The sequence below is a fragment of the Bacillus sp. BACIII genome (genome assembly GCF_057836745.1).
In genome coordinates this window covers 2,620,587-2,635,235 of the sequence record NZ_CM174437.1, presented here as the reverse complement: position 1 = coordinate 2,635,235, position 14,649 = coordinate 2,620,587, and the positions used below count along the sequence as shown (strand labels likewise).

The 14,649-nt window shown below is 51.6% G+C and carries 2 protein-coding genes; both read left to right on the top strand.

The genetic code is table 11. The annotated features are described in order from the left end of the window. Nucleotides 1-11: 11 nt before the first annotated feature. Nucleotides 12-10,772: a surfactin non-ribosomal peptide synthetase SrfAB gene (gene srfAB / locus ACXN9U_RS12795; protein ID WP_489201744.1), complete on the top strand. Its 10,761-nt coding sequence runs from the start codon at nt 12-14 to the stop codon at nt 10,770-10,772. 34 nt (nt 10,773-10,806) lie between these two features. Further along, on the top strand, nt 10,807-14,643 hold the full coding sequence (srfAC, locus tag ACXN9U_RS12790) for a surfactin non-ribosomal peptide synthetase SrfAC (RefSeq protein ID WP_489201743.1): 3,837 nt from the start codon (nt 10,807-10,809) through the stop codon (nt 14,641-14,643). Nucleotides 14,644-14,649: the final 6 nt, after the last annotated feature.

Here is a 14,649-nt window from a genome sequence, read left to right as displayed (position 1 = left end):
AGAGGTGACATATGAGCAAAAAATCGATTCAAAAGGTGTATGCACTCACACCGATGCAGGAGGGGATGCTGTATCATGCGCTGCTTGATCCGCATTCTTCCTCCTACTTCACACAATTAGAGCTTAGAATTCACGGAAGTTTTCAGCTCGAGCTTTTTGAAAAAAGCGTCAATGAGCTGATCCGGACATATGACATCCTGCGAACGGTTTTCGTGCACCAGCAGCTTCAAAAACCGCGCCAAGTCGTATTGGCCGAACGGAAGACGAAAGTGCACTATGAAGATATCAGTCAATTAGATGAAGCTCGTCAAACCGAATATATTAAACGCTATAAACGCGACGTGCAGCAGCAGGGCTTTCATCTGGCGAAGGATATTCTTTTTAAAGCGGCGGTATTCAGACTCAGTGAGAAGGAGCTGTATCTCGTCTGGAGCAATCATCATATCGTCATGGACGGCTGGAGTATGGGCGTTTTGATGAAAAGTCTGTTTCAAAACTATGAAGCGCTTCGTGCCGGCCGGCCCGCCGGAGGAAGCCAGGGCAAACCTTACTCTGACTATATCAAATGGCTCGGAGGCCGGGATTATGACGAGGCGGAACAATATTGGAGCAGCCGCTTGGCGGATTTCGAACAGCCGAGCCTGCTCCCGGGCCGTCTGGCAGCGGAAAAGAAAGACTATCAAAATGAAGAATATTCTTTTGTCTGGGATGAAGAGCTGGTTTCGCAGATTCAGCAGACCGCCAACCGGCATCAAGTCACGGGGCCTAACCTGTTTCAAGCGGTGTGGGGCGCAGTGCTCAGCAAATACAACTATACAGACGATGTGGTGTTCGGCACTGTCGTATCAGGCCGTCCTTCAGAAATCAACGGCATAGAAACAATGGCCGGCCTGTTCATCAATACGATCCCCGTCAGAATCAAGATTGACAAAGAAGCAACCTTTTCTGACGTGATGACGGCAGTTCAGAAAAACGCCGTGGAAGCCGAGCGCTATGATTATGTGCCGCTCTATGACATTCAAAAGCGCTCCGCTCTGGACGGCAGCCTTTTGAATCATTTGGTCGCCTTTGAAAACTATCCGCTGGACAAAGAGCTGGAAAACGGGGGCATGGAGGAAAGACTCGGCTTTTCCATTAAAGTTGAACATGCTTTTGAGCAGACGAGCTTTGATTTCAATCTCATCGTGTATCCGGGAAAAACGTGGACTGTCAAAATCAAATACAACGGAGCGGCTTTTGCTCATGATGCCATCGAACGAACGGCGCACCATCTGACCCGCATGATGAAAGCGGCGGTCGGAACGCCTGACGCGCCCGTGCGGGATCTAGGCCTTGTTTCAGGCGAAGAAGAGCGGCAGATTGTTGACATATTCAACGATACGAAAACGGCGCTTCCGGAAGAAGAGGCCGTTCACCGTTTGTTTGAAGCACAGGCAAACCGGACGCCCGCAAGCATCGCGATAAAAGAAGAGGGGCGCGAATGGACGTACCGTGAAGTGAACGAAGCGGCCAACCGCCTGGCGAGACATCTTGTGAAGAACGGGCTGGAAAAAGGCCGGACCGCCGCTATTATGAACGACCGGTCTGCGGAAACCGTTATCGGCATGCTTGCTGTCCTAAAAGCAGGCGGCGCATATGTGCCGATTGATCCTGCTTTTCCGGAGGACCGTCTCCGCTTTATGGCGGAAGACAGTTCGATTCAGATCGTGCTGACAGTTCAGGACTATCTGGAGCAAGCGGGCACATTGCAAGTCCCGGTCGTCATGCTGGATGAAGGCGCGGATGAAACGGTAAGCGGAACAAACTTGAGTCTCCCTGCCGGCGGAAACGACTTGGCGTATATTATGTATACATCCGGATCGACCGGCAAACCGAAAGGCGTCATGATTGAACACAGAAATATCATCAGGCTCGTCAAACACTCGAATTATGTGCCGGTTCATGAAGAAGACCGCATGGCGCAAACGGGAGCCGTCAGCTTTGATGCCGGAACCTTCGAAGTCTTCGGTGCATTGCTGAACGGAGCTGCGCTTTATCCTGTTAAAAAAGAGACGCTGCTTGACGCCGGACAATTCGCCCAATTTTTGAAAGAGCAGCGGATCACGACCATGTGGCTGACGTCTCCGCTTTTTAACCAGCTTGCCCAGAAGGATGCCGGCATGTTTAACACGCTCCGGCACCTTATCATCGGCGGTGATGCGCTTGTACCGCATATCGTCAGCAAGGTGAGAAAGGCGTCACCGGAGCTGTCTCTTTGGAACGGCTACGGGCCGACGGAGAATACGACGTTTTCGACGAGTTTTCTCATTGATCAGGACTACGACGGCTCGGTCCCGATCGGGAAGCCGATCGGAAATTCCACTGCGTACATTATGGACGAAAACCGCAACCTTCAGCCGATCGGCGCTCCCGGCGAGCTGTGCGTCGGCGGAAGCGGAGTGGCAAGAGGCTATGTGAATCTGCCTGAACTAACGGAGAAGCAATTTGTCCGCGATCCGTTCAGACCGGATGAAATGATATACCGGACGGGAGACTTGGCGAAGTGGCTTCCGGACGGCACGATCGAGTTTCTCGGCAGAATTGACAATCAAGTAAAGATCCGCGGTTTCAGAATCGAGCTCGGCGAAATCGAGGCGAAAATCAGCCAGGTGCAGAATGTGACGGAATCTGCGGCTGTGATCTGGAAAAATAAAGCGGATGAAAATGAAATCTGCGCTTACTTTACCGCAGACCGGGACCTTTCACCGGAAGACCTGCGCAAAACACTTTCGGAATCACTTCCTGAATACATGATTCCCGCGCACTTCATACAGATGAGTCAGTTTCCGCTGACGGCGAACGGAAAAATTGATAAAAAGGCGCTGCCTGAACCGCAGACTGAAGCCGTTCAAAAAGAATACGAAGCGCCGAAAACGGAAGCGGAGCAGAAACTCGCAGACATTTGGGAAGGCATTCTCGGCGTAAAAGCGGGTGTGACTGACAATTTCTTCACGATTGGCGGACACTCTTTAAAAGCCATGATGATGACCGCTAAAATTCAGGAGCACTTTCAAAAAGAAGTGCCGATCAAAGTGTTATTTGAAAAGCCGACCATTCAGGAGCTTGCTCATTATTTGGAGCATGAGAGCGAGGAGGAGCAGCAGTTTGAACCGATCCGGCAAGCGCCTCATCAGAAGCATTATCCTGTTTCCTCAGCACAGCGCAGGATGTATATCCTTAATCAGCTCGGACAGGCCAGCACGAGCTACAACGTCCCTGCTGTACTTCTGCTGGAAGGATCAGTAGACAAAAACCGTCTTGAAGAGGCCATGCAGGCATTAATCAACCGTCATGAGACACTGCGTACATCGTTTGACATGGCGGATGGAGAAGTCGTGCAGACCATTCATGAAAATGTGAGCTTTCAGCTGGAAACCGCCGAGGGCCGGGAAGAAGATGCGGAAGAGCTGACAAAAGCCTTTATCAGACCGTTTGCGCTCAACCGCGCGCCGCTTGTCCGTTCGAAGCTGATCCGGCTTGAAGCTGACCGATATCTTCTGCTGATTGACATGCATCACATTATTACGGACGGAAGCTCTATGGGCATTTTCATCGGTGATCTGGCGAAGCTTTATCAAGGTACGGAGCTTGCGCTGCCAAAGATTCATTATAAGGATTTTGCAGTCTGGCAGCGTGAAAAAGCAAATCTCGATCAGCACGAGGCCTACTGGCTCGAAACGTTCAAAGGCGATCTGCCGGTGTTGGATCTGCCGCTTGATTTCCCGCGTCCTGCCGATCGCAGTTTTGAAGGGGAACGCGTCATCTTCGGGCTTGATAAACAGGTGACGGCGCAGATTAAGACATTGCTGGCTGATACAGATACGACGATGTACATGTTCTTGTTAGCCGCTTTTCAAGTGCTGCTGTCCAAATATTCGGGGCAGGAAGACATCATAGTCGGATCTCCGGCGGCCGGAAGACAGCATCCTGATCTCCAAGAGGTGCCGGGCATGTTTGTCAACACTGTCGCGCTTCGGTCGCATCCTGCCGGCAAAAAAACGTTCAAGCAATTCCTGGACGAGGTGAAAACGGCGAGTCTTCAAGCTTTCGAGCATCAAAGCTATCCGCTTGAAGAATTAATTGAAAAACTGCCGTTAACGAGGGACACAAGCCGGAGTCCGCTGTTCAGCGTGTTATTTAATATGCAGAACATGGAGATCCCGTCTCTGCGGCTCGGAGATTTGGAGATTTCTTCTTACTCCATGCATCATCATGTCGCTAAATTTGATCTTTCCTTAGAAGCGGCTGAGCGCGGAGAAGAGGTCGGACTGAGCTTTGATTACGCGAAAGCCTTATTTGCGGACGAAACCATCCGCCGCTGGAGCGCTCATTTTGTCAATCTGATTAAAGCCTGCGCTGAAAATCCGGATATTCAGCTGGCCGACGCAAGCCTGTTATCTGAACCTGAGCGGGAAGCGCTCCTCTCTGATGAAAAACGTACGGAAGCGGATCTCCCTGAGGGCACTTTTGTTTCGCTGTTTGAACGGCAAGCGCAAAAAACGCCTGATCTCACGGCGGTTGCGGGCGGAACAAGTCTGACATACCGGGAACTTGATGAACAGTCGAACCGGTTTGCGCGCCACCTTCAGGCGTGCGGAGCGGGCAGTGAGGACATCGTGGCTATTATGATGGATCGTTCGGCCGACTTGATTACCGCGATTCTCGGCGTCATGAAAGCCGGAGCGGCATTTCTCCCGATTGATCCGAAGACTCCTGAAGAGAGAATCCGCTATTCTCTAGAAGACAGCGGAACGAAGCTTCTGGTCGTCAATGAGAGAAACATGACCGCGGCCGCCGTTTATAAAGGAAAAACGGTCGTAATGGAAGGCGGAGAATGGCGGAACGAATGCGCCGATCGGCTCGAAACGAATCCTGACGCCGACCAGCTTGCATATATCATTTATACCTCGGGAACAACGGGCAAACCGAAAGGCGTCCAGCTGGAGCACCGCAATCTAGTCAATTATGTCACGTGGTTCAGCCGTGAAGCCGGTTTGACCGAAGCTGATAAATCCGTGCTGCTGTCTTCTTACGCATTTGATCTCGGATATACGGCCATATTCCCGATTCTTCAGGCGGGCGGCGAGCTGCACATTGTGCCGAAAGAGACGTACACTTCGCCTGAACAGCTTGGTGAATATATACAGAAAAACGGCATTACGTATATGAAACTGACGCCGTCATTGTTCCATATGATCGTCAATACTGCCCGTTTTACGGCAGAACGCCGTTTCAGCCCGCTTCGTTTAGTGGTGCTCGGCGGTGAAAAAATCATCACGTCCGATGTCCGCAAGTTTCATGACGTATACGCCCATACTGACTTCATCAATCACTACGGGCCGACGGAAACGACGATCGGCGCCATTGCCGGACGGATCAATATGGAGCGCCTTGATCAATATGAGCAGCGTCCCGTGATCGGCCGCCCGATCGCAAATACCGGCGCCCTTGTGCTGGACGGATCAATGCAGCTCGTTCCTCCGGGCGCAAGCGGCGAGCTTTATATTACCGGGAAGGGGCTTGCCAGAGGATATCTTCACCGTCCGCAGCTGACGGCGGAGAAATTTCTCTCAAATCCTTTTTCACCGGACAGCCTCATGTACAAAACGGGAGATGTCGTCCGAAGGCTTTCTGACGGGACGATTGAATTTATCGGCCGCGCGGATGATCAGGTGAAAATCCGGGGCTACCGTATCGAATTAAAAGAGGTTGAAACTGTGCTGTTAAGCGTAAACGGCATTCAGGAGGCGGTCGTTCTCGCAGTCAGCGAAGGCGGACTGCCGGAACTGTGCGCGTACTATAAAGCCGACAGCGGGCTGAAAGGCTCTGAGCTTCGCAAACGGCTTTCCGAAACACTGCCGTCTCATATGCTTCCGGCCTATTTCGTGCAGGTGGACCGCATTCCGCTCACAGCCAACGGAAAAACAGATAAAAACGCCCTTCCGAAACCGGGCGCAAGCCAGACGGCGCAAACGGCTTCAGCCTTGCCGGAAACGGAGCTGGAAGAGAAGCTTTGCCGCATTTGGCAAAAGACTCTCGGTGCGGATACGCTCGGCATCGACGATAATTTCTTCGATTACGGCGGGCACTCTTTAAAAGGCATGATGCTCCTTGCCAATATCCAGGCTGAGCTGGACAAAACGGTTCCGTTAAAAGCGCTGTTCGAACAGCCGACGGTCCGTCAGCTTGCCGCATATATCGAGAATTCAGCTGTATCTGAGAAATATCGCATGATCTCACCGGCAGACAGTGCAGACGCGTACCCGTTATCCTCCGCCCAAAAACGGATGTACGTCCTGAACCAGCTTGACCGGGACACAATCAGCTACAATATGCCGTCTGTTCTTCTGATGGAGGGAGAAGTCGATATTTCAAGGCTTCAGGAAGCGCTCAATCAGATGATCAATCGTCACGAATCTTTGCGGACGTCCTTTATCGATCAAAATGGCCTGCCGATGCAGCGGATCACAGAACAGGCTGACATCGAGCTTCACATCTTTGAAGCAGCGGATGAAGAGAAAGCCGATCTTATCATTCGGGCATTCATTAAGCCGTTTGATTTGAGTGCGGCTCCGCTCATTCGGGCCGCTCTTGTCAGACTGAATGAACAGAAACACCTGCTGCTGCTGGATATGCATCATATTATTGCCGACGGCGTGTCCAGAAGCATGCTGGTCAAAGAGCTCGCTCATCTTTACAAAGGCGGAAGTCTGCCGGCGCCGAGCCTGCATTATAAAGACTTCGCCATCTGGCAGAATGAACCCGAGCAGGCCGAACGGATGAAAGAGCATGAGCAATATTGGCTCTCCGCGTTCTCTGGTGAGCTTCCTGAACTGAACCTGCCGACCGATTTTCCGCGTCCTCCGGTTCAAAGCTTTAAAGGACAGTCCGTCCGCTTCAGAGCGGGGCGTGAAACGGAAAAAGCGGTGCGTGAATTAATGGAACAATCGGGAGCGACTCTTCATATGGTGCTTCATGCCGCCTTCCATGTCTTTTTAGGCAAAATCACGGGGCAGCGCGATATCATTATCGGCTCGGTGACTGCCGGAAGAACGAGCGCCGAAGTTCAGGAAATGCCGGGGATGTTTGTCAATACGCTTGCGCTTCGCAATGAAACGCGCAAAGAGCAGACCTTCGCCGGGCTGCTCGAACGGGTGAAACAAACCAATCTCGACGCGCTGGCGCATCAGGATTATCCGTTTGAAGATCTGATCGGAAAGCTTGACCTGCCGAGAGATATGAGCCGAAATCCATTGTTCCAAGTCATGGTGACGACAGAAGATCCGGATAAAGAAACACTGGAACTGGAGAACCTGCGCATCACTCCGTATGAGTCGAACCAAGGCACGGCGAAATTCGATCTGACACTCGGCGGCTTTACGGATCAAGAAGGCCTCGGTCTTCAGTTTGAATATGCGACTGATCTGTTTAAAAAAGAAACAATTGAAAAGTGGAGCGCCGGGTTCCTGCGTATTCTGAAGCAAGCGGCAGAAAACCCGGACAGAAAGCTGCCTGAGATTTCCCTGATCAGCGATGCTGAAAAACAAGCCCTCCTTGACGCATGGAAAGGAAAAACACTCTCCGTGCCGCTGGACAAAACGGTTCACCGTCTCTTTGAAGAAACGGCCGCCCGCCACGCGAACCGTCCGGCCGCGGCATATAACGGCGCGAAATGGACGTACGGCGAGCTGAACGCAAGGGCGAACCGGATCGCGCGCATTCTCATGGACTGCGGCGTCACGGCTGACAAACGTGTCGGCATTTTGACGAAACCGTCCTTGGAAATGGCCGCGGGCGTACTCGGCGTCCTGAAAGCGGGCGCGGCATTTGTGCCGATTGATCCCGATTACCCGAAAGAGCGGATCAGCTACATTCTGCAGGACAGCGGGGCCAAGCTGCTTCTCACGCAGGAAGCGCTCGACGTGCCGGAAAGCTACACAGGAGATACGATCCTGCTTGACGGCAGCCGCTCCATTCTGAGCCTGCCGCTTGATGAAAATGATGAAGCGAACCCGCAGACGGAAACCACGGCGGATCATCTCGCTTATATGATTTACACGTCAGGAACGACCGGACAGCCGAAGGGTGTCATGGTCGAACACCATGCGCTGGTGAACCTGTGTTTCTGGCATCACGACGCATTCGCCATGACGGCGGAGGATAAAAGCGCCAAATACGCGGGCTTCGGTTTTGACGCTTCCATCTGGGAGATGTTCCCGGCATGGACCATCGGCGCGGAGCTTCATGTCATTGATGAAGCGATCCGGCTGGATATCACCCGCTTAAATCACTATTTCGAAGAGCACGGTGTGACCATCACCTTCCTGCCGACGCAGCTGGCCGAACAATTTATGGAGCTGGAAAATACCTCTCTCCGCATGCTTCTCGTCGGAGGCGACAAGCTGAAGCGGGCGGTGAAGCAGCCGTACACGATCGTCAACAACTACGGCCCGACGGAGAACACCGTCGTCGCGACAAGCGGCGTCATCAATCCGGAGGAAGGATCGCTTTCGATCGGACGGGCGATTGCCAATACGAGAGCGTATATTCTCGGTGACGGCGATCAGGTGCAGCCGGAAGGCATTGCCGGTGAATTGTGCGTGGCCGGCCGCGGACTTGCGCGCGGATACCTGAACCGTGAAGAAGAAACGGCGAAGCGGTTTACCGCAGATCCGTTCGTGCCAGGCGAGCGCATGTACCGGACCGGCGACCTCGTCAAATGGAACGCACAGTGCGGCATCGAATACATCGGCCGCATCGACCAGCAGGTCAAAGTGCGCGGCTACCGGATCGAGCTTTCAGAAATCGAAGTCCGTCTCGCGCAGCTTGCGGACGTTCATGACGCGGCGGTGACGGCGGTGGAAGACAAAGCGGGCAATACCGCGCTTTGCGCCTATGTCGCACCTCAGCAGGACGATATCGAAGCGCTCAAAGCCGCGCTGAAAGACACGCTTCCGGACTACATGGTCCCTGCGTTCTGGGTGGAAATGGACGAGCTTCCGGTCACCGCAAACGGAAAGATTGACAAAAAAGCCCTGCCGGAACCGGACATTGAAGCGGGAAGCGCCGCTTACAAAGCGCCGGAAACGGAGATGGAGACGCTGCTTTCTGACATTTGGCAGGAAGTGCTCGGTCTTGATCAGATCGGCGTAAGCGATAATTTCTTCACGCTCGGCGGCGACTCGATCAAAGGCATCCAAATGGCGAGCCGCCTGAACCAGCACGGGTATAAATTGGAGATGAAAGATCTCTTCCAGCATCCGACCATCGAAGAGCTCGTCTCTTATGTGGAGCGGACGGAAGGCAAGCAGGCCGATCAGGGACCTGTCGAAGGCGAAGCGGACTTAACGCCGATCCAGCGCTGGTTCTTTGAGAAAAACTTTACCGACAAACACCACTGGAACCAATCCGTCATGCTTCACGCGAAAGACGGCTTTGATCCGGACCTGGTGGAAAAAACCCTGCAAGCATTGATCGAACACCATGATGCGCTGCGGATGGTTTACCGTGAAGAAAGGGAAGGCATCATTCAGACATACCTCCCTGTCACAGAATGCAAGGCAAGCTTTGACATCGTTGATCTGTACGGAACAGACGAAGACATGCTGAAAAGCCAGATTCAGCGGCTTGCCGATCAGCTTCAGGGCAGTCTTGATCTGAAGAACGGCCCGCTGTTAAAAGCGGAGCAATATCGGACAGAACAAGGCGACCACCTGTTAATTGCGGTTCACCATCTCGTCGTGGACGGGGTTTCATGGAGAATTTTGCTTGAGGATTTCGCTTCAGGTTATAAGCAGGCGAAGCAGCAAAACAGCATCGTCCTCCCGCAGAAAACCCACTCCTTTAAGGATTGGGCAGAGGCGCTGAGCGCGTTTGCGCAATCAGAAGAGCTGAAGAAGCAGGCGGATTATTGGGCGCAGGCAGATGAAGAAGAACTCCAGCCGCTGCCGAAAGACCATGAACCGACAAAACGGCTCGTCAAACATACGGCGGCCGTGAAATGTGAACTAACTGAGGAAGAAACGGCGCAGCTGCTTACAGATGTTCATCATCCGTACGGAACGGAAATCAACGACATTTTGCTCAGCGCGCTCGGCTTAACGATCGGTGAATGGACGGAAAACGGTAAAGTCGGCATCAACTTAGAAGGACACGGCCGGGAAGAAATCATACCGAATGTCAATATTTCACGGACGGTCGGCTGGTTTACGGCTCAATATCCGTTGATTCTGCAGATCAGCAAAGAAGACGGCGTCTCTTCCGTCATTAAAACGGTAAAAGAGACGGTGCGGCGCGTTCCTGATAAAGGCGTAGGATACGGGATTCTCCGGTATCTGTCATCCGATGAAACAGAAAAAGGCGCCACGCCTGAAATCAGTTTTAACTACCTAGGGCAGTTTGACAATGAAGTGAAAACTGAATGGTTTGAACCGTCTCCATATGATATGGGGCGTCAAGTCAGCGAAGAGTCAGAGGCGTTATACGCACTGAGCTTCAGCGGGATGGTTACAGGCGGCCGCTTCGTCATTTCCTGCTCATACAATCAGGAAGAATATGAAAGAAGCACAGTCGAAGCACAGATGCAGCGATTTAAAGAAAACCTCTTAATGATCATCCGCCATTGCACGGCCAAAGAAGAGAAAGAATTTACGCCGAGCGACTTCAGCGCGCAGGATCTTGAGATGGATGAAATGGGAGACATCTTTGACATGCTTGAGGAGAATTTAACGTGATAAAAACAGTTAACAGAAGGGGGGAGCGGAGCAGATGAGCCAGTTCAAAAAAGATCAAGTTCAGGACATGTATTATTTGTCGCCGATGCAGGAGGGAATGCTGTTTCATACTCTCCTGAATCCCGGCCAAAGCTTTTATATCGAACAAATGACAATGAAAGTAAAAGGCAGCTTGAATATCAAATGCCTTGAAGAAAGCATGAATGTGATCATGGACCGGTACGATGTATTTCGTACCGTGTTCATTCACGAAAAAGTAAAAAGGCCGGTCCAAGTCGTATTGAAAAAACGGCAGTTTCAGATAGAAGAAATCGATCTGGCACACTTACCGGGCAGCGAGCAAGCAGCCAAAATCAATGAATACAAAGAACAGGATAAAATCAAGGGGTTTGATTTGACGCGGGATATCCCGATGCGTGCGGCTATTTTTAAAAAAGCTGAAGAAAGCTTTGAATGGGTGTGGAGCTATCATCACATGATTTTGGACGGCTGGTGCTTTGGCATCGTCGTACAGGATCTGTTTAAGGTATACAATGCCCTGCGCGAACAAAAGCCATACAGCCTGCCGCCGGTCAAACCATATAAGGACTATATCAAATGGCTTGAAAAGCAGGATAAACAAGCATCACTGCATTACTGGCGCGAGTACTTAGAGGAATTTGAAGGACAAACGACATTTGCGGAGCAAAGAAAGAAACAAAAGGACGGCTATGAGCCGAAAGAGCTGCTCTTCTCACTGCCGGAGGCGGACACAAAGGCGTTTAACGAGCTTGCAAAATCACAGCATACCACTTTGAGTACGGCGCTGCAGGCAGTGTGGAGCGTATTAATCAGCCGCTACCAGCAGTCCGGCGATTTGATCTTCGGCACAGTCGTTTCCGGACGTCCCGCAGAAATCAAAGGCGTTGAACATATGGTCGGGCTGTTTATCAATGTAGTCCCGAGGCGGGTGAAACTGTCTGAGGATACCACATTTAACGGATTGCTCAAGCAGCTGCAGGAACAATCGCTGCAGTCTGAGCCGCATCAATACGTGCCGCTCTATGACATCCAAAGCCAGGCCGATCAGCCAAAGCTGATTGACCACATCATTGTGTTTGAAAATTATCCGCTTCAGGATGCAAAAAATGAAGAAAACAATGAAAACGGCTTTGAAATGGAGGATGTCCATGTTTTTGAGAAGTCGAATTACGATCTCAACCTGATGGCTTCCCCGGGTGATGAGATGCTGATTAAGCTTGCCTATAATGAGAATGTGTTTGATGAGGCATTTATCCAGCGCTTAAAATCACAGCTTCTCACAGCGATTCAGCAGCTCATCCAGAAGCCGGATCAGCCTGTTCATACGATCAGTCTTGTTGATGAAAAGGAAAGAGAGTTTCTGCTTACAGGCTTAAACCCGCCTGCTCAAAACCATCAGGCGAAGCCTCTGACGGATTGGTTCAAAGAGGCGGTGAATGTTCATCCTGATGCGCCGGCGCTTACGTATTCCGGCCAGACTCTTTCCTATCGCGAATTAGATGAGGAAGCGAACCGCCTTGCACGCCGTTTGCAAAAGCAAGGTGCGGGTAAAGGCTCCGTTGTCGCGTTGTACACGAAGCGCTCGCTTGAACTGGTGATCGGCATTCTCGGCGTACTAAAAGCAGGAGCGGCTTATCTCCCTGTTGATCCGAAGCTGCCGGAGGACCGAATCTCGTATATGCTGACTGACAGTGATGCAGCCTGTCTGCTGACACATCAGGAGATGAAAGAAAAAGCGGATCAGCTGCCGTATACAGGAACAACACTTTTCATCGATGATCGAGCACGGTTCGAAGAGCAGGCAAGCGACCCTGCAACCGCAATTGAACCCGATGATCCGGCATATATTATGTATACGTCCGGCACAACCGGAAAGCCGAAGGGCAATATCACCACTCATGCCAATATTCAAGGATTGGTCAAGCATGTAGACTACATGGCATTTTCTGAAAAAGATACGTTCTTATCCGTTTCGAATTACGCCTTTGACGCATTTACCTTTGATTTCTACGCGTCAATACTGAATGCGGCACGGCTCATTATCGCAGATGAACAGACACTGCTTGATACAGAACGGCTGACTGACCTGATCCGGCAGGAGAATGTCAATGTCATGTTTGCGACGACTGCACTTTTCAATCTTCTCACCGATGCGGGAGAGGATTGGCTGAAAGGGCTTCGCTGCGTGTTATTCGGAGGTGAGCGCGCGTCTGTGCCTCACGTCAGAAAAGCGTTTGAGATCATGGGGCCGGGCAAGCTGATTAATTGCTACGGGCCGACTGAGGGAACAGTGTTTGCGACAGCTCACGTCGTGCATGATATGCCGGATTCCATCTCTTCATTGCCGATCGGAAAGCCGATCAGCAATGCCAGTGTTTATATTCTTAACGAGCAAAACCAGCTTCAGCCATTCGGAGCTGTCGGTGAACTGTGCATCAGCGGAATGGGTGTATCAAAAGGGTATCTGAACCGTCATGATCTGACGGAGCAAATGTTTATCCCAAACCCGTTCAAGCCGGGAGAAAAGCTTTACCGCACAGGGGATTTGGCACGCTGGCTGCCGGATGGGACGATTGAATACGCCGGCCGTATTGACGATCAGGTCAAAATTCGCGGACACCGGATCGAGCTTGAAGAAATTGAAAAGCAGCTGCAGGAATACCCGGGTGTGAAAGATGCGGTTGTTGTTGTTGACCGCCATGAGTCTGGAGATGCATCAATCAACGCCTACCTCGTGAACCGAGCGCAGTTATCAGCCGAAGACGTAAAAGGGCACCTGAAAAAACAGCTTCCTGCTTACATGGTGCCGCAAACCTTTACTTTCTTAGAGGAGCTTCCTTTAACGACAAACGGGAAGGTCAATAAACGGTTGCTGCCAAAACCGGATCCCGCTCAGCTGGCGAAAGAATGGATTGGGCCCCGAAATGCGACGGAAGAAACGATTGCACACATCTGGTCCGAAATTCTCGGCAGACAGCAGATAGGCATTCATGATGATTTCTTTGCACTCGGCGGGCACTCCTTAAAAGCGATGACGGCTGCGTCCCGTATTAAAAAAGAGCTCGGTACGGACATCCCGGTGAAGCTGTTGTTCGAAGCGCCGACAATCGCAGGCATTGCCGATTATCTGCTTCACGGTGAAGAAAAAGGGATGAAAGACCTCACCCTCATGAATAAAAATCAGTCTGACACACTGTTTGCGTTCCCGCCTGTTCTCGGTTACGGGCTGATGTACCAGCCGCTGGCAAAACATCTGTCCGGCTATAGAATCTGCGCGTTCGATTTTATCGAGGAAGACAGCCGTATCGAACGCTACACAGAGCTGATCAATCAGCTGCAGCCGGAAGGCCCGGTCAAGCTGTTCGGATACTCGGCAGGATGCACGCTTGCCTTTGAAACCGCCAAACGGCTTGAAGCCGGGGGACGTAAAGTGGAGCGGCTGATCATGGTTGATTCCTATAAAAAACAAGGCGTCAGCGACTTGGAAGGCCGCACCGTAGAAAGTGATGTCGAGGCGCTGATGAAGGTAAACAGGGACAATGAAGCACTGAATAACGAAGCCGTCAAAGAAGGGCTCGCCCAAAAAACAAACGCGTTTTATTCTTATTTCGTGCATGCTGTCAGCACCGGCACCGTCAATGCGGATATAGATCTATTAACATCAGAACCGGACTTTGCGATGCCGCCGTGGCTCGCTTCGTGGGAGGAAGCTACGAAAGGTGAATACCGTGTGAAAAAAGGCTGCGGGACTCACGCAGAAATGCTTCAGGGTGAATATCTCGAAAGGAATGCGGCATTTTTGCTCGAATTCCTAAGAAATGAACATCTGAAGCTGACAACTTCACGATAGAAAAGG